26 protein-coding genes are annotated in these 23,560 nt (G+C 34.6%); 15 read left to right on the top strand and 11 right to left on the bottom strand.

From position 1 onward, the window contains the following. Positions 1-6: 6 nt before the first annotated feature. From ribD to E0F89_RS04365, 3 genes are read left to right on the top strand one after another with little or no spacing between them, the layout of a single operon-like run. Positions 7-1,086: a bifunctional diaminohydroxyphosphoribosylaminopyrimidine deaminase/5-amino-6-(5-phosphoribosylamino)uracil reductase RibD gene (gene ribD, locus E0F89_RS04375; protein ID WP_131908611.1), complete on the top strand. Its 1,080-nt coding sequence runs from the start codon at positions 7-9 to the stop codon at positions 1,084-1,086. After that, the gene (locus E0F89_RS04370) at positions 1,079-1,687 is read left to right on the top strand and encodes an HAD family hydrolase (protein ID WP_131908610.1); all 609 of its coding nucleotides are present in this window, start codon (positions 1,079-1,081) and stop codon (positions 1,685-1,687) included. Before ribD ends, E0F89_RS04370 begins: the two co-directional genes overlap by 8 nt. A gap of 17 nt (positions 1,688-1,704) precedes the next feature. After that, a complete protein-coding gene (locus E0F89_RS04365; RefSeq protein ID WP_131908609.1) occupies positions 1,705-2,334 on the top strand; it encodes an IMPACT family protein in 630 nt (209 codons plus the stop codon). Between the two features lie 30 nt (positions 2,335-2,364). Here the strand turns inward: E0F89_RS04365 and E0F89_RS04360 are convergent, their stop codons facing one another. Continuing rightward, complete coding sequence (locus E0F89_RS04360) at positions 2,365-2,769, bottom strand: acyl-CoA thioesterase (RefSeq protein ID WP_131908608.1); 405 nt, start codon at positions 2,767-2,769, stop codon at positions 2,365-2,367. A gap of 185 nt (positions 2,770-2,954) precedes the next feature. Here E0F89_RS04360 and dnaA point away from each other — a divergent pair, with 185 nt between their 5' ends. The 6 genes from dnaA (at position 2,955) to E0F89_RS04330 (ending at position 8,859) form a co-directional block, all read left to right on the top strand. Then, positions 2,955-4,382: a chromosomal replication initiator protein DnaA gene (gene dnaA / locus E0F89_RS04355; RefSeq protein ID WP_131908607.1), complete on the top strand. Its 1,428-nt coding sequence runs from the start codon at positions 2,955-2,957 to the stop codon at positions 4,380-4,382. A gap of 7 nt (positions 4,383-4,389) precedes the next feature. Further along, entirely contained in the window at positions 4,390-4,857 is a 468-nt protein-coding gene (locus E0F89_RS04350; protein WP_131908606.1) for a low molecular weight protein-tyrosine-phosphatase, read from the top strand. A 69-nt stretch (positions 4,858-4,926) separates the two neighbouring features. Beyond that, positions 4,927-5,652, top strand: coding sequence for an SAM-dependent methyltransferase (locus E0F89_RS04345; RefSeq protein WP_131908605.1), 726 nt, complete (start codon positions 4,927-4,929; stop codon positions 5,650-5,652). 479 nt (positions 5,653-6,131) lie between these two features. Beyond that, positions 6,132-6,665 carry a hypothetical protein gene (locus E0F89_RS04340; RefSeq protein WP_131908604.1) on the top strand — a complete coding sequence of 178 codons (534 nt, stop codon included), beginning with the start codon at positions 6,132-6,134 and terminating at the stop codon, positions 6,663-6,665. A gap of 104 nt (positions 6,666-6,769) precedes the next feature. After that, positions 6,770-7,897 carry a methionine aminotransferase gene (locus tag E0F89_RS04335; RefSeq protein WP_131908603.1) on the top strand — a complete coding sequence of 376 codons (1,128 nt, stop codon included), beginning with the start codon at positions 6,770-6,772 and terminating at the stop codon, positions 7,895-7,897. A gap of 80 nt (positions 7,898-7,977) precedes the next feature. Next, positions 7,978-8,859 (top strand): SDR family oxidoreductase, encoded by an 882-nt coding sequence (locus tag E0F89_RS04330; RefSeq protein ID WP_165151789.1) that lies wholly within the window; start codon positions 7,978-7,980, stop codon positions 8,857-8,859. Between the two features lie 172 nt (positions 8,860-9,031). Here E0F89_RS04330 and E0F89_RS04325 read toward each other — a convergent pair whose 3' ends face one another. The 4 genes from E0F89_RS04325 to E0F89_RS04310 form a co-directional block, all read right to left on the bottom strand. Then, a complete protein-coding gene (locus E0F89_RS04325) occupies positions 9,032-9,346 on the bottom strand; it encodes a hypothetical protein (RefSeq protein ID WP_131908602.1) in 315 nt (104 codons plus the stop codon). 68 nt (positions 9,347-9,414) lie between these two features. Continuing rightward, positions 9,415-9,945, bottom strand: a complete 531-nt coding sequence (locus tag E0F89_RS04320) for a YceI family protein (RefSeq protein WP_131908601.1) — start codon at positions 9,943-9,945, stop codon at positions 9,415-9,417. Positions 9,946-9,995: 50 nt separating this feature from the next. Next, positions 9,996-10,748, bottom strand: coding sequence for a pirin family protein (locus tag E0F89_RS04315; protein ID WP_131908600.1), 753 nt, complete (start codon positions 10,746-10,748; stop codon positions 9,996-9,998). A gap of 90 nt (positions 10,749-10,838) precedes the next feature. Continuing rightward, the gene (locus tag E0F89_RS04310) at positions 10,839-11,420 is read right to left on the bottom strand and encodes a Crp/Fnr family transcriptional regulator (RefSeq protein WP_131908599.1); all 582 of its coding nucleotides are present in this window, start codon (positions 11,418-11,420) and stop codon (positions 10,839-10,841) included. A gap of 150 nt (positions 11,421-11,570) precedes the next feature. Between E0F89_RS04310 and udk the strand changes: the two genes are divergently transcribed. The 5 genes from udk to E0F89_RS04285 all read left to right on the top strand — a co-directional run bounded on the left by udk (position 11,571) and on the right by E0F89_RS04285 (position 17,110). Continuing rightward, positions 11,571-12,179 carry a uridine kinase gene (gene udk / locus E0F89_RS04305; protein WP_131908598.1) on the top strand — a complete coding sequence of 203 codons (609 nt, stop codon included), beginning with the start codon at positions 11,571-11,573 and terminating at the stop codon, positions 12,177-12,179. Between the two features lie 138 nt (positions 12,180-12,317). Continuing rightward, a complete protein-coding gene (locus tag E0F89_RS04300; RefSeq protein ID WP_131908597.1) occupies positions 12,318-12,641 on the top strand; it encodes an FtsB family cell division protein in 324 nt (107 codons plus the stop codon). A gap of 48 nt (positions 12,642-12,689) precedes the next feature. After that, the gene (locus E0F89_RS04295) at positions 12,690-14,054 is read left to right on the top strand and encodes a methylmalonyl-CoA mutase subunit beta (protein WP_131908596.1); all 1,365 of its coding nucleotides are present in this window, start codon (positions 12,690-12,692) and stop codon (positions 14,052-14,054) included. 67 nt (positions 14,055-14,121) lie between these two features. Then, positions 14,122-16,260: a methylmalonyl-CoA mutase gene (scpA, locus tag E0F89_RS04290; RefSeq protein WP_131908595.1), complete on the top strand. Its 2,139-nt coding sequence runs from the start codon at positions 14,122-14,124 to the stop codon at positions 16,258-16,260. 331 nt (positions 16,261-16,591) lie between these two features. After that, positions 16,592-17,110 (top strand): hypothetical protein, encoded by a 519-nt coding sequence (locus E0F89_RS04285; protein WP_131908594.1) that lies wholly within the window; start codon positions 16,592-16,594, stop codon positions 17,108-17,110. A gap of 70 nt (positions 17,111-17,180) precedes the next feature. On the opposite strand, the gene E0F89_RS04280 is transcribed toward E0F89_RS04285, so the two are convergent. The 6 genes from E0F89_RS04280 to dapF form a co-directional block, all read right to left on the bottom strand. Continuing rightward, positions 17,181-17,822 (bottom strand): peptidoglycan-binding protein LysM, encoded by a 642-nt coding sequence (locus E0F89_RS04280; RefSeq protein ID WP_131908593.1) that lies wholly within the window; start codon positions 17,820-17,822, stop codon positions 17,181-17,183. Positions 17,823-17,919: 97 nt separating this feature from the next. Next, positions 17,920-18,834 (bottom strand): DUF2279 domain-containing protein, encoded by a 915-nt coding sequence (locus E0F89_RS04275; protein WP_131908592.1) that lies wholly within the window; start codon positions 18,832-18,834, stop codon positions 17,920-17,922. Between the two features lie 2 nt (positions 18,835-18,836). After that, entirely contained in the window at positions 18,837-19,877 is a 1,041-nt protein-coding gene (gene mltG / locus E0F89_RS04270; protein WP_131908591.1) for an endolytic transglycosylase MltG, read from the bottom strand. An 82-nt stretch (positions 19,878-19,959) separates the two neighbouring features. Next, complete coding sequence (locus tag E0F89_RS04265) at positions 19,960-20,493, bottom strand: GNAT family N-acetyltransferase (RefSeq protein WP_131908590.1); 534 nt, start codon at positions 20,491-20,493, stop codon at positions 19,960-19,962. 19 nt (positions 20,494-20,512) lie between these two features. Beyond that, the gene (locus E0F89_RS04260) at positions 20,513-20,869 is read right to left on the bottom strand and encodes an ORF6N domain-containing protein (RefSeq protein WP_243699468.1); all 357 of its coding nucleotides are present in this window, start codon (positions 20,867-20,869) and stop codon (positions 20,513-20,515) included. A 233-nt stretch (positions 20,870-21,102) separates the two neighbouring features. Further along, entirely contained in the window at positions 21,103-21,885 is a 783-nt protein-coding gene (gene dapF, locus E0F89_RS04255; protein WP_131908589.1) for a diaminopimelate epimerase, read from the bottom strand. Between the two features lie 138 nt (positions 21,886-22,023). Between dapF and E0F89_RS04250 the strand changes: the two genes are divergently transcribed. Continuing rightward, entirely contained in the window at positions 22,024-23,421 is a 1,398-nt protein-coding gene (locus E0F89_RS04250; RefSeq protein ID WP_131908588.1) for a trypsin-like peptidase domain-containing protein, read from the top strand. The last annotated feature ends 139 nt before the right edge of the window (positions 23,422-23,560 follow it).

The following is a 23,560-nucleotide window of genomic DNA, read 5'->3' as shown; positions in this document are numbered from 1 at the left end:
TGTTTTGTGAAAATACATGAAAAATATATTGAACGTTGCATTGAATTAGCTAAGAATGGCTTAGGGACTACCTATCCGAACCCTTTGGTAGGTAGTGTAATCGTTCATGAAGACAAAATCATCGGAGAAGGATGGCACAAACAGGCAGGTGAACCACATGCTGAAGTAAACGCTATAAATTCAGTGAAGGACAAAACGCTGCTAAAAAAAGCTACTATTTATGTGAGTTTGGAACCTTGTAGTCATTTTGGAAAAACACCGCCTTGTTGTGATCTGATTATAAAAAATAAAATTCCGAATGTTGTCATAGGAACCGTTGATCCCAATGTAAAAGTTGCGGGAAATGGTATTAAAAAACTATTGGAAGCCGGAATACAGGTTACCACCGGCATTCTTGAAGACGAATGTAACGAGTTGAACAAACGATTTTTTACGTTTCACGAAAAGAAAAGACCGTATGTAATTTTGAAATGGGCCGAAACTCATGACGGTTTTATAGCGCCGGAATCCATTTTTTGCAATCCAGAAACCTCAGGCATGACTGTTATTAAAAAACGAGCACCTGTTTGGATAACCAACTTTTATTCAAGACAATTAGTGCACAAATGGCGCTCCGAAGAACAGGCAATTCTGGTGGGAACCAAAACAGCTATCGAAGACAACCCAAAATTAAATGTTCGAGATTGGTGCGGTAATAACCCCATTCGAATTGTTCTCGACCGAAATAATCGTATTTACACAGAAAGTCATATCTTTGATAATTCCGTGAAAACGATAATGATTTCGGAAACAGTGTTTTCTGATGAAAAAGAAAATGTTCATTTCCAAAAAATTGATTTCAACGAAAATATTGCCAAGCAGATTGTCCAACTCTTATTTCAAAATGAAATACAATCCGTAATTATTGAAGGTGGCAGGCAATCTTTGCAAACTTTCATTGACGAGAATCTTTGGGATGAAGCGCGAATATTTATTGGAAACATAAAATTTGGAAGCGGAATCAGCGCCCCAATATTGCCAAAAAAGTCTTTTGAAAAGAAGTCAATTGGCAATGATGAACTTATAATAGTTAGAAACCATGATTAATACTATAATTTTTGATTTTGGAGATATTTTTATAAATCTAGATAAAGATGCCCCAATTATTGAGTTTAAAAAATTAGGCTTAACAGAATGGAGCACTGATTTACAGGAACTTAACCGCAATTTTGAAACGGGTAAAATTTCTGAACTTCAATTCATAGAGGGCTTTCAAGAACATATACCGGATGCCTCTATAGAAGAGATTCGTCATGCGTGGAATTCCATAATTCCAGACTCGACAATACCTTTGTACCGTTTAGAATTTCTGCAAAAACTATCGACCAAGTATCGCTTATTTTTATTGAGCAATACTGACGCGATGCATATTGAAAAATTCCAACACAAAGCAGGCATGTCTTTTTACAGAGATTTTTATCAATGTTTCGAAAAGATTTATTTTTCATTTGAGATGGGTTTGCGAAAACCCGATGCCGAAATTTTTAATTATGTTATCAAAAAACACAATTTAGCACCAAAGCGAACTTTGTTTGTTGATGATAAAAAAGAAAACACTGATGCCGCTAAAGCCGCAGGCCTGAAGGTTTGGAATTTACAAGTTGGGCAAGAAGATGTGGTAAACTTGTTTGAAAAAATAATACTTTAATCCCAACACCTTTACCCTTGGAATTAAAAGACACCTACAAAACTATTGAATTCGCACCCTCATCAGTATTATTCAAAGAAAAAAACAGCAAATTCTTTGGCTATGCTTTCCCGATAGAATCCGAAGACCAACTAAAACCTATTCTTGAACGGTTGCGAAAAGAACATCCGCAGGCAGGCCATTTTTGTTACGCTTTCCAGATTGGCACTGAAACACTGACTTATAGGGCAAATGATGATGGAGAACCAAGCAACAGCGCCGGAATGCCAATTTACGGTCAAATTCAGTCCTTTTCAGTAACCAATATTTTGATTGTAGTGGTTCGCGTTTTCGGAGGAGTCAAATTAGGAGTTGGCGGATTGATCTCTGCCTACAAAAATACTGCGCAAGTGCTTCTTAAAACTTGCGAAATAGTCGAAAAAACAATTGACATTCACTATTCTCTTTCCTTTGATTATGCATTTATGAATAAAGTGATGCGAGTTATCAAAGAAAAAAAACTCGTAATTGTAAATCAGGAAATTGAAATTCAAGAAAATTCAGCAAATGCAATTGGTAAAATCGAAATAAAAACGCGAAAAAAAAATGCCGAACTAGTATTCGGCATCTTTAACTCAATTTTTGAAATCAATATAAAACAACTCTAATCTCGATTTAAAATTGCTTTTTTTATTACTTTATTCCATCATTTTAAATAAGTCCAAAATATAATCTGGCGGAGCAGTTGGGCGACCTGTTTTTAAGGATACAAAAACCAAAATAAATTGAGCAGTTGTTAATAACTCATCCGATTCATTATAAATTTCACAGTCAAATTCTATCTTCACCGAGCTCTGACTTTTAAAACGAGTATGCACTGTAAGCAACTCATCATATTTGGCTGGTTTTTTATAATTTATATTCATAGAAACAATAGGCAGCGCAATACCGCTTTCCTCCATGCTTTTATAAGAGATCCCTTTGTCTCTAAGCCATTCCACCCTTCCAATTTCAAAATAAGGGATGTAATTCCCGTGATATACAACTCCCATTTGATCCGTTTCTGAGTACCGGACCCTAACATTTATTTGATGATCTTTCATTAATTATTTATTAAAAATTTAAAATTTAAAGAGCTCCTTACAACATTAATTTATAAAATTATTACCTAATATATTTTTTTTTACAGAAAATTGTTCACATATTTGTTTCCCTGAAAAAATATAAAAACACAGCCTTTTTATTATAGGATAATAGATCCCCAAATAAAAATAATTTAACCAAATATATGAACAAAACTGCTCAATCAGTGTGGGAAAACTGTTTGTCTTTCATTAAAGACAACATTCAGGATCAAGCGTACAAAACTTGGTTCGAACCAATCAAATCAGTTGAACTTACCGATAACGCATTATATATTCAGGTTCCAAGCAAATTCTTCTACGAATGGCTGGAAGAACATTATGTGAAATTATTAAAAGTAGCGCTGACCAAAGAACTTGGAAAAAACGCAAAGTTACTCTATAAAATCAGAATGGAAAACACTTACGGCAACAAACAACCGTTTACGGAACAATTGCCAAGTGCTAACCGTGTTCCTATGAAGCCTCAGGAAGTAGATGCTCCATTCAAAAATTTAAATCCAGAATTAAAAAATCCTTTCGTAATCCCTGGAATTCGCAATTTAAAAATCGAATCACAGTTGAATGCCAATTACAGTTTTGATAATTTCCTGGAAGGAGATTCCAATAGATTAGCGCGTTCGGCCGGTATGGCCGTTGCCAATAAACCAGGCGGAACATCGTTTAATCCGTTATTGATTTTTGGTGGCGTTGGATTAGGAAAAACCCATTTAGCGCACGCTATTGGAGTGGAGATTAAAGACAAATATCCTGAAAAAACAGTATTATACATTTCTGCAGAGATTTTTACACAGCAATATATCGACTCTGTAAAGAAAAATAATCGAAATGATTTTATTCATTTTTATCAATTAATTGATGTATTAATTATCGATGATGTTCAATTCCTTTCCGGTAAATCAGGAACTCAGGATGTATTTTTCCATATTTTTAATTATTTGCATCAAAATGGCAAACAGGTAATTCTAACTTCGGACAAAGCGCCTGTAGATATGCAGGATATCGAACAGCGGTTATTGTCTCGTTTCAAATGGGGCTTGTCTGCTGAACTGCACCAACCCGATTATGAAACACGAATTTCTATCCTAAAAAATATATTGTATCGTGATGGTGTTGAAATCCCGGAGGAGATTATTGAATATGTTGCCCGCAATATTAAATCCAATGTAAGAGAACTGGAAGGGGCTATAATCTCCTTGATTGCCCAATCTTCGTTTAATAAAAAAGAAGTTACTTTAGAACTTGCTAAAAGCGTTGTTGAAAAATTTGTTAAAAATGTTAAACGTGAAATTTCTATAGATTACATTCAAAAAACGGTATCTGATTATTTCCAGTTAGATTTGGAAACCCTTCAATCAAAAACGAGAAAAAGGCACGTAGTACAAGCCAGACAATTGGCAATGTTTTTTGCAAAGAAATTCACAAAAGCATCATTAGCAAATATCGGTTCTCAAATAGGTGATCGCGATCACGCCACCGTTTTACATGCTTGCAAAACAGTTGACAATTTAGTTGCTACCGACAAACAATTCAAAAAGTATGTCGAGGACATCAATAAAAAATTAACGCTTTAAACATATCATGCCCGTAAAAATTTTAATGGTTTGTTTAGGAAATATCTGCAGATCACCACTTGCCGAAGGGATATTAGCGTCTAAGCTTCCAAAAAACAAATTTACCGTTGATTCAGCAGGAACAGGCTCGTGGCACATTGGTCACTCGCCAGATGATCGCTCTATTGCTGTTGCAAAAAAAAATAAAATCAATATCTCCCATCAAAAAGGACGACAATTCAGTACCGCTGATTTCGATGAATACGATTATATCTACGTGATGGACAATTCTAATTATGATGATGTTATTGAACTCGCCGAAAATCAAGAACAAAAACAAAAGGTCCAATTGATCTTAAATGAATTGTTTCCGAACGAAAAGGTAGATGTACCCGATCCGTATTTTGGCTTACCCAATGGATTTGAAATCATCTACAACATGCTCAATGACGTTTGCGAGATTATTGCAAAAAAATTAATAGAAAAACATAAATAGCCTGAATTTCTAGTGTTTTATTAAATATTATAGACAAAAAAATTACTTCAGGAACGCAATTATATCCCAATGAATACAACTACTCTTTTAGGAAAACTCTATTTAATCCCTACCACTTTAGGCGACTGTGATCCAATGGATGTCTTACCACAAACGATAAAAAGAAGTATTGATTTTATTGATTATTATATTGTTGAAAATGAAAAAACAGCACGAAAGTCAATTAAAAGCGTAAATCCTGAAAAAAAACAATCTGAATTAAACCTTTTTGTTTTAAATAAACACACCGAAACTAAGGAACATTTAGACTTCATAAAACCTTTGTTGGAAGGCAAAAATGTAGGGTTAATGAGTGAAGCGGGTTGTCCTGGCGTGGCTGATCCTGGTGCTGTTATTGTAAAATTGGCACACGAAAAAGGAATTCAAGTTGTTCCGTTGGTGGGTCCTTCATCAATTCTTTTGGCAATGATGGCTTCGGGAATGAACGGACAAAGTTTCACTTTTAATGGCTACTTACCTATTGAAAAAGGCGAAAAGAAAATAGCACTTAAAAATCTTGAAAAAATGTCTCAAGACAAAAATCAGTCTCAAATTTTTATAGAAACTCCTTACAGAAACAATAAAATGCTGGAGGATATCTTACAGGCTCTTAACCCTACTACGCATCTGTGTATTGCAACTGATATTACTTTACCATCAGAATACATTAAAACGATGCGAGCTTCGGATTGGAAAAAAGTAAAAGTGGATTTACACAACCGCCCTACTATTTTTATTATTCATAAAATACAGTAGCCTGTTTAAGGATTAAAGACGTTTATTCAAAAATATTCTTCCTCTATTTATCGCCACAAAAATAATACCGAAAGACCTGATTTTTATTTCTAAAAAAGTGGTTATTTTTCTTATTTTTAAATTAGATTGCTGATTAGCAGGCTATTATTTTACCTCTTATTTAAATAATAGTTACAAACCACAGCGCATAATGGCTATTGAAATGGATTTTCCTGCTAAAAAATATGTTCGAAATCCATGCTACCGTTAACAATATTTACAAAAATATTAACCCTTCAAAATCTCAAAAGGCTTTAATTTTACTAATGCCTAAAATCATTTTTTGAATATTAATTCAAATACCAAAAGCCGCTAATGTTTTTAAATTTTAATGATCTATAGTACTAAAAAATAAAAGGGGAAGAAATAAATAAGCCTTATTACCTAGCTTTTATCATTAAAATGGATGTGTGTTAGATTATAATTTAAAAGTAAACATCATGAAAGCATTTAGTTTTTTATTAGTTTTTTTAAGTTTTACAACTGTCTCTTTTTCACAAAATAATCCAAGTAGATCTGGACAAGGGAGTATGAAAATGGAAGATTTACCGGGAGTTGTAATCAAAAGTGCAGGGAAGGATTTTTCTGTCTACATACCCGATCGAAATCCTGATGTAAACGTCAGAGCACTCGAAGATAAATTTATAGCCTATGATTTGGGAAGAGATTATGAAGGTTTTGAAAATTATTTAGTCATTATGGAAACCCCCAAAGGTTCATTAACTGCAACTTATAACGAAAATGGAAAATTAATGAGTGTGGTGGAAAATTACAAAAACGTAAAACTTCCCACTGACTTAATATATTCCATATACAAAACGTTCCCAGGTTGGCAAATTGTAAATGACAAGTATTTATACTCTCAAAAAGAAGGAGACATCATAAAAAAAGAATACAACCTAAAAATAAAAAAAGACAATGAAGTTCGTAGATTAGTTGTCAAACCTAGCGGTGAAATCATCAAAGGAATGTAATATTAATTGTTTAGCAAGAAGAAGCTGCCATTTAGGTAGCTTTTTTTTTCTTCTAATTTATCTGGATAAAAATGGTACTTTTATAAAGCAATTAATTTGATTTTATGAGTAAACTTCCAAATATCAGCACGAGTATTTTTACAGTTATGTCAAAAATGGCTGCTGAATATAATGCCATCAATCTTTCTCAAGGTTTTCCAAATTTTCCTGTCGATGAACGCTTAACAAATATTGTTGCCAAACTGGCCAAAGAAAATGTACATCAATACACGCCAATGTCCGGCTATCTACCGTTATTATCAAAAATAGCACTATTAATCGAGAACTCTTATCAAAGAACAATTCAGCCTAAAACGGAATTGCTCGTTACCGCTGGAGCGACACAAGCCATTTTTACCACCATAACAGCTTTGGTAAAAAGCAATGACGAAGTGATTATTTTAGATCCCAGTTATGATTGCTATGAAGCGCCTGTATTATTATGCAACGCAAATCCGGTTCGGGTAGCACTGAATGATGATTATACTCCAAATTGGGAAATTATTGAAAAAGCATGTACTGCAAAAACTAAAATGATTATCATCAATAATCCGCATAATCCAACCGGGAAAATCTTGGCGGAATATGATTTGGAAGCCTTGGAAATGCTGCTCGAAAAATATCCTGCTATCATACTTCTTTCTGATGAAGTGTATGAATACATCACTTTCGAGGAGAAACATATTTCAGCTCATACACGCAAGAAACTATTAAATCGTTGTGTGATGATTTCCTCTTTTGGAAAATCATTCCATGTTACGGGATGGAAAATTGGCTATTTAGTAGCGCCGGAATATTTAATGAACGAAATCAAAAAAGTACATCAATTTTTAGTTTTTAGTGTAAACAGCATTTGTCAGTTTGCGATTAGCGAGTATTTAGAGATTGTTTCTGTTGCTGAAATCGGGAAATTATATCAGGAAAAACGAGATTATTTTAGACAATTATTAAAAGTCAGCCGCTTCAAACTCATGCCGTGCGAAGGAACTTATTTTCAAGTGGTTTCGTATGCAGCTATATCAAATGAGAATGATGTTGATTTTTGCAAACGACTTATTACAGAACATGGCGTTGCTGCAATTCCTATTTCTACTTTTTATGCCGATGGAAAAGACCTGAAACTAATTCGTTTCTGTTTTGCCAAAGACAATGCTACGCTTGAAGAAGCCGCTAAAAGATTGTGTTCCATCTAAAATCGGTATTGAAATTTATTTTTATTATGCATGCATACTATTTAATTTTATTATATTTACAATAAAAAAATATCAAAAATATGAGTTATACAGATAAAATGTTACGCGACGATGCCTTAAAAGGCAAAGTGATTGTCGTAACCGGAGGCGGAAGCGGTTTAGGAAAAGCAATGACTAAATATTTCTTGGAATTGGGTGCGCAAGTGGCCATTACATCCAGAGATTTAGAAAAACTGAAAAATACTGCTGCAGAGCTGGAAACGGAAACCGGCGGAACTTGTCTACCAATTCAATGTGATGTACGTCATTATGAAGAAGTAGAAAATATGCTACAAGAAGTGTTGAAAGCTTTTGGAAAAGTTGATGTTCTACTGAATAATGCAGCCGGAAATTTCATTTCTCCAACCGAAAGATTATCTGCCAATGCCTTTGATACTGTCATTGATATCGTTTTGAAAGGTTCCAAAAACTGTACACTTGCTTTTGGAAAACATTGGATTGACACCAAACAAAAATCATCTACCATTTTGAATATTGTTACAACTTACGCTTGGACAGGTTCTGCTTACGTAGTGCCTAGCGCAACTGCAAAAGCGGGAGTTTTGGCAATGACACGAAGTCTCGCTGTAGAGTGGGCAAAATACGGAATTCGTTCGAATGCAATTGCTCCTGGACCGTTTCCGACTAAAGGTGCGTGGGACCGATTGTTACCTGGAGATTTAGCAGAAAAATTTGATATGGCTAAAAAAGTACCGTTAAAACGTGTGGGAGATCATCAGGAATTAGCCAATCTAGCGGCTTACTTAGTTTCTGATTTTTCAGCATACATCAACGGAGATGTTATTACAATTGATGGTGGTGAATGGCTCAAAGGCGCTGGACAGTTCAATTTACTTGAAGCAATTCCGGAAGAACTTTGGGATCAATTAGAAATGATGATCAAAGCAAAGAAGAACAAATAATAGTTTTTTATAAAATAAAGAAAGAGAGTCAAATGGCTCTCTTTTTTTAGTTGGCAATACTAAATATTTTATTAAACATCCTATTTTATAAATTAAACCATTAGGAAATTAAGAAAAATTAAGAACGGTGCTTAATTTTTCTTAATTTCTTAATGGTAAAAAAAAAGAGTTTTTAATTTTTATTGTTATACAAGCCATGTAGAATTTCACTTTTTAGCAAACCACTTCCACCGCCATAATGCTGAACAATACTAATATTTGGATTTTGATTTTTGAAAAAAGTGTACAATTCAGTTTCGCTTTCTTCCTGAATTCCGGAACCTAACAATACAATGGAAAAATCTTTTTTTAGAAAAATTTCCTTCGCTTCCTCATCATTCATAACGCCTAATCCATTCCAATTGTCATTTGCATTTATTAATCGGATGACAGTTTCTAGAATTTCGGGATGTCTTCCTATGTATAAAATATTTATGGTTTCCATCATTCTATTTTATTAAAAAACACAAACCCCAAAGAAGAATCCTTTGAGATTTGTGTTTATTTACTTTACAATTATTGTTGCAAAAACTGTAGTTCGATATTCAAACGAACTTCTTCACTTACTAAAACACCGCCAGTTTCAAGAGCCGAATTCCAGTTTAAACCCCAATCTTTTCTGTTGATTTTTCCTTCTAATGCAAGTGCCATTTTGGTATTTCCCCAAGGATCTTTCATTAATCCTCCATAATCCGCTGCTAATTTCACCGACTTTGTAACCCCGTGTAATGTTAAATCACCAACCAATTCATATTCGCCTTCATTAATTTTGGTAAAAGAAGTAGCACTAAATTTAATTTCTGGAAACTGAGCAGCATCAAAAAAATCAGCACTCAATAAATGAGTGTCTCTGTCTGCGTTTCCTGTTGTTATAGAATCAATTGCTCCTGTAAACTCAATTTTCGCATTTTGTAAATTGCTGTCTTCTGTTTCAATCGTTGCATCGAATTTTGAAAATTTACCTGAAACATTAGTGAACATCATGTGCTTCACTTTAAAACCAATTTCTGAGTGTGTTGGGTCAATTACCCATTTTGTTGTTGACATAGTAGTATTTTATTTTAAATTAATATTATTTATTTCTATTATTTAGCAGATTACAATTGCATCGGAACTTCCATCAATAGGATCTCTGCGTTAGTTGAATTAGCGGTAATTTTAATTGAATTTGTATCCCAAATTCCTAGTCCGTCGCGCTCATTTAAAGCAATGTTACCAATCGTGAAATCCCCTTTTAAAACAAAAGCATAAATTCCATTTCCTGGTTTTTTCAATTCATACAAAGTAGAAAAGTCGTTGTCAAACTTCCCAATATGAAACCAAGCATCTTGATGAATCCACACGCCGTCATCTTCTGGATTTGGCGACAAAATTTGCTGTAATTTATTGTGACGATCATTTAAATCTAACGTGATTTGGTCATAACGAGGCGTTACATTTTTTTTATTTGGATAAATCCAAATCTGTAAAAATTTAACCAACTGATCTTTATTCTTATTATACTCGCTATGAAAAATTCCGGTACCAGCGCTCATCGCCTGAATATCACCTTCCTTGATTACGGTAGTATTTCCCATACTGTCTTGGTGTTCTAAATCACCTTCGAGCGGAATAGAAATAATTTCCATGTTATCGTGCGGATGTTTCCCAAAACCCATTCCTTGGCTGACTCTATCATCATTAAGAACGCGCAACACACCAAAATTCATACGCTCTGGATTTTGATAATTGGCAAAACTAAACGTATGATAGGATTCTAACCAACCATGATTAGCATGACCGCGCGTATTGGCTTTGTGCAAAATATAATGTGTAATTGCACCGTCTATAATTTTATCTGTATTTTCCATTGTCCTGTTCTTTAATAGTATGATGCAAAGTTGCGTCAAAAAAAAAGCGCATGCATTGAACTAGGACAAGAAATGAAAAAAAACGAGTATTTAAATTTTAGCGATTTTTGTCCTAACTTTACTTAAAAATTCCGCTGAAATTCCCAGATAAGAAGCAATATAATGTTGGGCAACGCGCTGCGAAAGTGTAGGATACTGTTCGAGAAACTCTAAATATTTCTCGGTAGCCGATTTAGAAATAGTAGTAAATAACCGGTCTTGAGTAACAGCTAAACTGCGTTGCATCAGAATACGGAAAGCGCGTTCAAACTTTGGTGCTTTATTGAATAATTCCTCTTTCGTTTCCGGACTGAACATAAAAAATTCGCAATCTTCTAATGTTTCTATGTATACCCGACTCGGTTTATCTTCGTAAATACTAAAAGAAATATCGCTAATCCAAGCATTTTCGATGGCAAATTGCAGAATAACTTCAAAACCATTCGCGTCAATGTAATATTTTCGGACACAGCCTTTGATAACATAAGCTTCAAAATTACACATCTCTCCCTCCTGAAGCATATTCGTTTTTTTAGGTACGGCAGTGTACTCCAATAATGAATTAAAAATTTCTAATTCATTTACGTCAAAAGTGACATATCGGCTTATATTTTTATTGACTTGTGAATACAATGTTTTAAAATTTAGAAACTAAAGATAGAAAAAATGTTAAATAATAACCACTAAATAAATCTATTAAATTAGCAATATTTCTTAAAAAAAGAAAAACTGCTCCCGATTAAATTCCTATTTTTGTCCCGATAAAAACATAACAAAAAAATTATGCTCATTATAGGAATTGCAGGCGGTACTGGAAGCGGAAAAACAACCGTTGTACATCAAATTATGAATGAATTACCAGAGACCGAAGTTGGTATTATTTCTCAAGACTCATATTACAAAGAAAATCACGGGCTTTCGTTTGATGAACGCGCTTTAATTAATTTTGATCATCCGCGTGCCATTGATTTCGAATTGCTGGTTGCACATCTAAAAGAATTAAAAGCAGGGAACAACATCCATCAACCTGTTTATTCCTTTGCGACGCACAATAGAACGGACGATACCGTTTTTACACATCCGAGAAAAGTGATGATTGTCGAAGGGATTTTAATCTTGGCAAATGCAGAATTAAGAGAATTATTTGATGTAAAAATATATGTTCACGCTGATTCTGACGAGCGATTAATCCGCCGAATGAAACGTGATATCGCGGAACGTGGCCGGGACATGAATGAAGTAATCAACAGGTACCAAACCACTTTGAAACCAATGCACGAACAGTTCATCGAACCAACCAAAGCTTTTGCAGATATCATAATACCAAATGACAAATACAATACTGTCGCCATTGATGTGGTTCGCGCAGTAATAAATCAAAAAATTCTGTAATTTAGTTGTAATTTTAGTGAAATTATTATTAGGAGCTATTTCCCGCTTTCCGTTGCAATCTTTTAGTAGGTGAATCTTCCTTCGTCAGTATCACCTACTAAAAGGATTTCCACTGTAATCGGGGCTAAAAAAAATAAAATGACAAATCCTTACAAAAACAAACCTTGGTTCAAATTTTTAAGTAACAAATACATTTGGGTCTTGTTGTTTTTTATTACTTGGATGATTTTTTTAGATAACTATTCGTACTTCGGTCATCGCATTTTGGACAAACAAATTGAAGACCTGGAAGATAATGCCGCTTATTATAATCAGGAAATAAAAAAAGATAAGGAAAATATCAAGCAATTAAAAAATTCAGAACAAATAGAAAAATACGCTCGCGAAAAATATTACATGAAAAAAGATAGTGAAGATATTTATATCATCGAATTCGAAGGCGATACAGTTGAAAAAAAATAAATAATTAAAATATTAATTATTCAAAACCATAATTTAATCGACCAAAAAATGGCTACAAACCTTTTCGATGATTTCAATCCCATTTCCTCCAAACAATGGAAACAAAAAATCCAATTTGAACTCAAAGGAGCAGATTACAATGAAACTTTAGTGTGGAATTCTCCTGAAGACATTCAGGTGAAACCTTTTTACCATAAAGATGAGTTTACCAAGGCTTTTTCTGTTTCCACAAAAGCGACTGAATTCAAAATTTGCCAAAATATATTTGTCTACGATGTTGAAAAATCAATCGAAAGAGCGCGCGACAGCTTAAGTCGTGGTGCGAACAGCCTTCGTTTTACTATCGAAAACGAATCAATTGATATTACCAATCTTTTGGAGCAATTACCATTAGAAAAAGTTACCGTTTATTTTAATCTTGCATTTATTTCAATCGATTTCGTCAGAAAAATTGATGCTTTCGCAAAACAAAATAAGACTGTTATTTTTTGTAATCTGGATCCAATTGGACAATTAGCCAAAGACGGAAACTGGTTTACAACTAAAGAAAAAAGCAATTTTGACACACTGAATTTACTTTCGGCAGCAACGCCATCAGTGTCATTAATCAGTATAAATACTGCTTTGTATCAAAATGCAGGTGCCAACATGGTGCAGCAAATTGCCTATAGTTTAGGACAGGCAAATGAATATTTCAATCGAATTGAAAACATAAACCAACCAATAGTTTTTGAAGTAGCCGTTGGGACAAATTACTTTTTTGAAATTGCAAAACTGCGTGCATTACGATTACTTTTTAATCTGATTGCAAAGGAATACAACCACAACTTAGACTGCAACATCATCGTTTCGCCTACCAAACGAAACAAAACATTGTATGATTACAACGTAAATATGTTGCGTACCACAACCGAATGTATGAGTGCGATTATTGGCGGAGCAGATGCTATTGCAAATTTACCGTATGATGCGTTGTACCATAAAGACAATGAATTTGGCGACCGTATCGCCCGAAATCAATTGTTGATTCTTAAAAACGAAAGTTATTTTGACAAAGTGAATAATCCGGCTGACGGCAGTTATTATATAGAAAATCTCACCAATCAATTAGCCGAAAAAGCATTGGCTTTATTCAAAGATATAGAGGCAAATGGCGGTTTCCTGAAACAACTTAACGAAGGAATCATCAAAAGGAAAATTCAGGAAAGTGCTGATACAGCTCAGGAATTATTTGATTCTGGGAAAGAAATTCTATTAGGCACAAACAAACATCCTAATAAACAGGACAAAATGAAACATGATTTAGAATTATTTCCTTTTGTAAAAGTGAAACCGAGAAAAACCTTGATTACACCAATAATAGAAAGACGTCTGGCAGAGAAAATAGAACAGGAAAGATTAGATCTTGAATAAAATCCGGAAATTTCGGTTAATCAAAATTAAAAATTAATCAGCATTCGTGTAATTTGGTACTTAACAAATGAAAAGAAAAGATTTACAACATATAAAATTAGAAAGCACACTGTTGAAAGTGGAGAATGAAAATGCTGTGGCTGATGCTTTTCTAACCGCAGAGGGAATCGAATTAAAACCAACGTACTCGGAGCAAGATATTGAGCATCTTACTCATCTTGATTTTGGAGCTGGTTTTGCACCAAATTTACGCGGACCTTACGCCACAATGTACGTTCGCAGACCTTGGACAGTTCGCCAATATGCAGGATTTTCGACCGCTGAAGAAAGTAATGCTTTTTACAGACGAAATCTGGCTGCGGGTCAAAAAGGACTTTCCATCGCTTTTGATTTACCTACACACCGCGGCTATGATTCCGATCACGAACGCGTAGTGGGCGATGTAGGAAAAGCGGGAGTTGCAATTGATTCCGTGGAAGACATGAAAGTATTATTCGACCAAATTCCACTAGATGAAATGTCCGTTTCCATGACGATGAATGGCGCTGTTTTACCTATTATGGCTTTCTATATTGTCGCCGCCGAAGAACAAGGCGTAAAACCCGAATTACTCTCAGGTACGATACAAAATGACATTTTGAAAGAGTTCATGGTGCGTAACACATATATTTATCCGCCAACACCTTCGATGAAAATCATTGCTGATATTTTTGAATATACCAGCAAAAAAATGCCCAAATTCAATTCGATTTCAATTTCAGGATACCACATGCAAGAAGCGGGAGCCACTGCTGATATTGAATTAGCTTACACTTTGGCCGATGGTTTGGAATACATTAGAACCGGATTAGCGACCGGAATGAAAATTGATGAATTCGCTCCAAGACTGTCTTTTTTCTGGGCGATTGGAATGAACCATTTTATGGAAATTGCCAAAATGCGTGCGGGAAGAATGATATGGGCGAAATTGGTGAAGCAATTTGAACCCAAAGACGATAAATCATTAGCCTTGCGAACCCATTGCCAAACTTCAGGTTGGAGTTTAACAGAGCAAGATCCTTTCAATAATGTGGCACGAACCTGTATTGAAGCAGCTGCAGCCGCTTTTGGAGGAACACAATCTTTGCATACCAATGCATTGGACGAAGCCATCGCTTTACCAACAGATTTCTCTGCTAGAATTGCCCGAAACACACAGCTTTATCTGCAGGAAGAAACTAAAATTACCAAAACCGTTGATCCATGGGCCGGGAGTTATTATGTAGAAAGCTTGACGAATGAAATCGCCGAAAACGCTTGGAAACTAATCGAAGAAGTAGAAGAACTTGGCGGAATGACCAAAGCCATTGAATCCGGAATTCCAAAACTTAGAATCGAAGAAGCTGCGGCCAGAAAACAAGCCAGAATAGACAGCGGTCAGGATATTATCGTGGGAGTAAATCAATATAGATTAGAAAAAGAAGATCCGTTACAGATTTTGGATGTGGATAACCAAATGGTCCGCAAACAACAACTGGAACAATTAGACCGAATCAAAGCCAGTAGAGATTCTGAAAAAGTGCAGAATTCTCTTAAAAAATTAATCCTTTGTGCCCAAACCGGTGAAGGGAATTTACTGGAAATAGCTGTCGAAGCGGCCCGAAACCGAACTACATTAGGAGAAATCAGCGATGCGCTTGAAACGGTTTTTGGAAGATACAAAGCACAAATTAAATCCTTTAGCGGTGTGTATAGTAAAGAAATAAAAGACGACAAAAGTTTTGAAAAAGCAAAACAACTGGCAGATGAATTCGCTAAAAAAGAAGGACGACGTCCACGAATCATGATTGCCAAAATGGGTCAGGACGGACATGATCGTGGTGCAAAAGTGGTCGCCACCGGATATGCTGATGTCGGTTTTGATGTTGATATTGGTCCACTTTTTCAAACGCCGGCTGAAGCAGCTAAACAAGCGGTTGAAAATGATGTTCATATTCTTGGTGTTTCATCATTGGCGGCAGGTCACAAAACACTGGTCCCACAAGTGATTGAAGAGCTAAAAAATTACGGTCGGGAAGATATTATGGTAGTTGTAGGCGGAGTAATTCCGGCACAAGATTATCAGTTTTTATTTGATGCCGGTGCAGTTGCTGTTTTTGGTCCTGGTACAAAAATTAGCGAGGCGGCTATTAAAATATTAGAAATTTTAATGGGCAGTTTCGAGTAAAAGCTACTCACACGAATTTCATTACTTACAAAGCATCAATCGAAAGATTGGTGCTTTTTTTTTTAATTTGGAAAATAAATTAAATCACTAATTCTTGTTAAAAAAAGTGGAACTTAAACAGTTTTATTAACATTTCTTATGGAAATAATTAACAGTAAAGCCTTAATAAAAAAGCTAAATTTACATAGGTTTACCATTAAATAAAATCGTAAATATCTTAAAAACAGTTGTTTATATAATCAAAAAAAAAGGGGGAGTAAAACATCAAGCCTTGAAATGAATCCGTTTATTACACTTTTGAAACTTATTTATTAATTTAAAACTTTATGTCATGAAATCACTTATTATACTATTTTTCTTCAGCATATCATTTGCAGTAACTGCTCAAGTAACGGAGAAAGGAAAAATCAAAATAGAGGAACTGCCCGGAGTTATTATTAAAAGAGTCGGGACAGATTTTTCAATCTACATACCGGATAATAATCCTGATCAAAGAGTAAAAATGGTTGAAGAAAAATTTATCGCCTATGATTTAGGTAAAGATGCGGAAGGTTTTGAAGAGTACCTTGTAGTAATGGAGGTTAGTAACGGATCTTTGACTGCTACCTACAATGAAAATGGAAAGTTAGTACGTGTGGTGGAAAATTTTAAAAACGTAAAACTACCCAGTGATGTGATTTACTCTATTTACAGAACCTATCCCGGATATTCCATTGTAAATGATCGTTTTCTGTATACTCAGGAAGACGGAGATATTATCAAAAAACAATATAACGTGAAAATCAAAAAAGATAAGGACGTCATTAATTTAGTTGTGCGTCCCAACGGAGAAATTATTAAAGAGAGATAACCTTTTTACATAAAAAGAGGCTTTAAAAAATTTAGTTTTTCAAAGCCTCTTTTGCAATTATTACCCGTAATTAAATGTTTTTCACAGTTGCATTAATGTTTGCAATAATAAACGAAGTGTCATAACCTCCAAACATTTTCATATAACTTCTTATTGAACTTCCATAAGCGTCTCTAAAATTGCGTTTACCTTTGTGTTTAAAATATTTTTTAACGGATCCTGCTCCTCCAAGGTGCGCAGCAGCTAATATACCTGATTCTGTTATGTGAATACCATTCAGTACAGTACCCTCATATCGTTCAATTTCTTTTTTTAACTCCCATTTGTTCTTTGCCAACAGCGCTAAAAATGCTTTTTCCTGTAGTTCAGGGCTATTCAAAAAAGTAGAGCGACTGTATATTCCCACCGATTTTAACGTTTCTATACCAAACTGGTATTTACCCATATAACCTAAAGAATTGATTTTTTTATATTTACTCTGAGATTCGCGATAGCCGATGGCTTCTTTAAATCCAATAAAGAAATTTCCGGTAAAAGGGATGTTTAAATTGGTGTATTCTTCTTGTTCTTGTGATGGATATAAGTAGTGTGTTCCATCTTCTTCATTGATGAGAAACCATGGGTTGGTTTCCAAATTAAAAGGTCTAAAACCTGAGCTCAAAAAAACTGTAATTACAGTCAAACTTGTATAAAAATACCATTTCTTAATCATAAATTGTTTTTCTTCAAAACGCTGTCCCGTTATGAAATTTCTACGTGCAAAGATACGATAAAAATAATTTTACTGAAAATCAGACAGTTAAACTTTTCTAAAAATAGATGAAGTGGTATTTTATCTCGTTGAAACGCACAAATTCGATTGTTGGTGCAGGAATTTTAACGGTATTAAAAACGGAAAAAATAGTTTTTAACAAATGAGAATCGGTCTTAATTTTTGTTAAATCAACATCCAGACTGAGATAAAATTGTCTGAATCTTTGTGGATTTGAAGATAAAAAAGCAGAAGTATTATTCTTGTTTCCAGTTATCATTCCTTCGGCTCCGTACCCTACTGCTAAATTTAGCCATTTAGGAATTTTAGAACCTTTAGCAAACGAATTTAAATTAACCGAAAGCCAATAGGTTTGTCCATTATAATCCTTTAAAATTTGCTCCGAGAAGGAACTGCCGAGTACCTCTGGTCTATAATTGGCATATTTTGTAGTATGAAAAGAGAATTTCGGGATAATCCGTTGTTCATTCCAAATTAATTCCTGAGAAACATACAAAGCCGTCCCTGAAGCATTGGCAATTATATCGCCAGAGGAGGCACCCCACTCAGAGGAATAACCATCTAATACCTCAACGGCTGTTAAAAATGCAAATCCTAAACCCGCTCCGAAAAGCAATTGATTTTTTTTAGTGGCGCCGCTCCAATTCAGCATTTCAGCACCAAGCCTACCGAAATGATACGAAGAAAACACATGTCCGGCTTTATCCATCTGAAGCCAATCTGAATTGTCATTTATAAAATGAAAATCAGACTTGGGATAATCAGCATACCAAAGTTGGTTTAAGCCTACCAAAGTTCCCGTAGCCAAAACCGCTTCAGAAATGATCACTGCATTTTGCCTTTTCTTATTTAGAGTATCGGAGGGAGTAAAAAAATGTTCAGCTCGGTTTTGTGAATGGCTGATTTGACATCCCACAAACCATAAAAACAAAAGGAGTATTTTAAATTTCAAACCTACCTTTTTACCCCTTGACTGTTGATCCAATCCGAATATTTTTTGGCGTTTTTATTGTGTTCTTCTAATGTGGTGGCAAACTCGTGATATCCAAAACGTTCCACACTAGCACAGAAATAAATAAAATTATTTTTTTCGGGATCTAAAACTGCTTCTAACGCTGTGATATCAGGCATAGCAATAGGTCCTGGAGGAAGTCCTACATTCATATAGGTATTATAAGGATGCGCCATTGTCAAGTCATTATAGAAAACTCTTTTGATTACCTGATCAAAATCATTCGATTTCTTTTTCATCGCAAATATTACCGTTGGATCAGCCTGCAACGGCATTTCAGCTCGCAATCGATTCAAATACACGCCTGCTATTCTCGGTCTTTCGTCTTTTTTTACCGATTCTTTGTGTACAATTGAAGCCAAAATTGTTGCTTCAATTGGAGTAAATCCTTGCTTTTGAGCTTTGGCAACCCTTTCTTTGTTCCAAAAATTACGATATTCTTTGATCATTTTATCGCGGAACTTTTCAGCTGTTATATTCCAGTAAATCTCATAGGTATTGGGGATGAACATTGCCATAATATTTTCTTCATTAAACCCATTTTCTTTTAGAAAAATAGAGTCTTTAAAAGAAGTCAGTAATGACAAACTGTCGGCTTCTATTTGAGAACCTACTCGTCCCGCCAAATTCTCTACACGTTCCTGATTATTAAAAGCCAATTTCACGGGAGAATTAAGTCTCAACGTTTTTACCAAATCAAAACTGTTCATCCCTTTTGTCAATAAAAAACGGCCCGGAATCACATTGTCTGAATAGCCTCTTTTATTGGCAACCATTTCAAAACGATCTAAGTTTTCTATATAAGGAGCGATTATTTTTTTGACATCATCGTATTTAGAGTCTGTCGGTATAAATACATAAACTTCTTTTTCAGAAAATTTTGTGTTCGAGGAAAAAATTTGACGCAAAATAACCAACCCGTAAATCATTAAAATTGATATTAAAATAACGGATACTGTAGTAATGATTTTCTTTGAATTCATATGTGTTTTTTTTATTGGAATAATAACATGTATAATCTTCCCTTTAAATGTTGAGAATCGTGATAAATTAAAATTTTACTTCTTAAAATTTAGTATTGATTAATTGAAAAATCGCTTCGTCCTTGTATTTTCCGTTTATAAAAGTCCAATCTTTTTTCACGCCTATTCTTTCGAATCCAAATTTAGTAAAAAGAGCTGTACTAGCTTCATTTTCGGTACCAATATTTGCGTATAACTGATGTAAATTAAGATTACAAAAAGCATATTCAATTAATAAACCCAAAGCTTCAGAACCAATATTCTGTCTTCGGTTTTCATTGATTTGGATAACGATGCCAACTCCCGCCCTATTATTCTTTGGATCAAAATCAAACAAATCGATTAAACCCAAGGCCGGGAAATCGTGATCCTGACAAATAGCCAATCGCAACTGCTTGGCTTCGTAAATATCCTGATGGGCGTTTTCTAAATATTGTTTGACTAAAAAACGGCTGTAAGGGGTGTGCGTATTACTTACTTCCCAAATGCTCTGGTCGTTTTCTATGGCATAAATAAACTCCAAATCATTGGGTTCTAATGCACGAATATAAATATTGTCGCCTTTTAATGTTTTCATTCTAAAATTACGATTTTACTTAATTATTTTTATACCCTATCTTTTTTCTAGGTTCGGCATTGTCTTTTTTATCAATTAATTCATCAAGATAATTAAAAACAAGTTCTATATTTTCAGTGTGATTGGAGAGTTTCTCTTTAATTTCTTCAATTTCTAATTTCATACTCAAAGTATCCGAAAGCATCGCTCTTAATTTTGTAAAAACACGTATGATTTGAATATTGACTTTTATTGCAGTAAGGCTGTTGATTACACTTGACAACATAGCGCCGCCTTGTTCTGTAAATGCCATAGGCATATATCTTATTCCTCCCCAACTTGAGGTGCCAAATTGACTCCTCAAATTATCAAATTCTAATTGATTAATTTCAAACATAAAATCTTCCAGAAAGCGTTCTATGTTCCTACGAACCTGACGCTTAAGTTGTTTTTTTTTCCAGCATAAAGTTCCGACAAATCTTTATCTAACATAACTTTTTGATCTCTTATCAAATAAATCTTACTGCTGATAATATCATCAGGAAGTCTAATCTCTTTAGTCATATTATCTATTTTGTACGTGAAAATTATTTTTTAGCTGAATTAAAGTTACAACCTTTAGCTTCCTAATTAAATCTCAATCATTCCTTTAAATACAAATTCAGCTGGCCCTTTCAGGAAAACATTACTAAATTTCCCTTCTTTTTTATCAAAAGAAACGACTAATTTGCCGCCTTCAACATTCAAATCAATAGAAGAAGAATCTGTTTTTCCCAACACGTTCATCGCAATTGCAACAGCTGTAGCGCCTGTCCCGCAAGAAAGTGTTTCATCTTCTACCCCTCTTTCATACGTTCTTAATGAAAAGGTAGTGTCATCAATTTGTTTTACAAAATTGATGTTACTTCCAGCTTTTCCATACAAATCTCCATATCGAATTGCAGCTCCGTTTTCTTTTATATTATAATTTTCTAAATCGTCAACCAATTGCACATGATGTGGCGAACCCGTATTCATAAACACATAATCTGAACTTACTTTTACCTCATCAACATCTATCATTTGAAGTGAAACCAAACCGTCATCTCCAATTGTTGCGTGGTGCAAACCATCTGTTGCTATGAAGGTAGTTTCATTCTCGATTACGTGCAGCTTTTTGGCGAAAGCCACCAAACACCGTCCTCCGTTGCCACACATCGAACTTTGATTGCCATCAGAATTGTAATAGACCATTTTAAAATCCGTTTCGGAATCATTTTCCAATAAAATTAAGCCATCGCCACCTATTCCAAAACGTCTGTCGCATAAATGCGCAATGAGCTTTGTATTTTGTTTTGGAAAAAAACCGGAGCGGTTATCAACCATTACGAAATCATTTCCGGTCCCTTGGTATTTAAAAAATTCTAAATGCATTTTTATTTGAATTGAGTCCAACAAAAGTACGAACTATTAATGAAATGTTAATCATTGTTAAAGAGCGTTAAACTGTATTTTACGAAGCTAATTTAGTTTTATTTTTACGGGTAATTGTACTAAAAAAGTAATTTTATTATGAAAAATTTTTCAGCTCTTTTCTTGGTTTCTTTATTAAGCGGAGTCGTAACATTAGGGGCTTACAAATTATTATTTGATTCCGATGGATATTTTTCCACTAATAATTCGTTGGTAACAACCACAACTGATTCTTACGGCAGAAAAGTAGGATTATCTGCTGATGTAATTGATTTTACAGAGGCTGCGGAAAAAACAATTCATACGGTAGTGCACGTTAAAAATGTCAGCCGACGAGTGGTTACTAATCCGATGCTGGAATATTTTTATGGTTACAAAGGGGAGCAGTTGCAAGAACAAGTGGGAACGGGTTCGGGAGTAATTATCTCAGAAGACGGCTATATTGTAACTAATAATCACGTGATAAAAGGAGCTTCAGAAATTGAAATCACCTTAAATAACAAAAAATCATACGTGGCAAAACTGATTGGAACCGATTCTAAAATGGATATCGCTTTGCTGAAAATTGACGCAGAGGAAAAATTACCGTATACAGTTTTTGCCAATTCTGATTCGGTGCGAATTGGCGAATGGGTTTTGGCAGTGGGAAATCCGTATAATTTAACCTCAACGGTGACTGCTGGAATTGTATCTGCCAAAGCAAGAGACCTTGATACCAGCGGAATTCAATCATTTATACAGACAGATGCGGCGGTAAATCCTGGAAACAGCGGTGGCGCCTTAGTAAACACGAGGGGCGAATTAATCGGAATCAATACGATGATCTCTTCAATGACAGGTTCTTACGTAGGATATTCGTTTGCTGTGCCTTCGAATATTGCCCGAAAAATCATTGAAGACCTTATGGAATTTGGTAATGTACAACGCGGAATATTAGGTGTTGAAGGCGGCGAACTGAATGGAACCAGCTCTAAGGAATTAGGAATTTCCCAAACGCAGGGTTTCTATATTAATAAGGTTACAAAAAATTCCGGTGCCGAAAAGTCAGGACTTGCCAATGGCGACATAATCATCAAATTAGACGATCAAAATGTGGCTACCTTTGCTGATCTTTCGGGATACATCAATACAAAAAGACCAAATGATAAAGTCCAGGTGACTTACATCAGAGACGGCAGAACTAGAGCTGTACCTGTATATCTGAGTAAAAATGATTTCTTCAGCACGGAATTCAAAGGAATGGAATTGGAAAATATAGATGCAGTCGATAAAAAGAAATTTAAAATCGAATATGGCGTACGAATCAAATCGATTACCAGCAAAAGCTTGAAACAATATGAAGACGAGCTGATCGGGAATATTATTTTGAGTATTGACAATTTAAAAGCAACGAATGTGGAAACCGTTTCCCAGCTTTTGAATAAAAAAGAAGAAACCCAAACCGTACGTATCGAAATGATTAATAAAAATGGTGAAGTCATACGAGTAATTCTTTAAGCATTCCAATTTTAAAAATTTAAGCCATCTTGAAAAAATAAGGTGGCTTTTTTATTTTGTAAATAATTCACAAAATGCACTACGAAATCGATTGAAATGGGTATTTTTGCGCAAATTTTAAAAAATACAATCACTTATT

Source organism: Flavobacterium caseinilyticum (assembly GCF_004349085.1).
In the GTDB taxonomy this organism is placed as follows: domain Bacteria; phylum Bacteroidota; class Bacteroidia; order Flavobacteriales; family Flavobacteriaceae; genus Flavobacterium; species Flavobacterium caseinilyticum.
The sequence above is the reverse complement of the archived record's forward strand: the minus strand, read 5'-3'. Positions and strand labels throughout refer to the sequence as shown.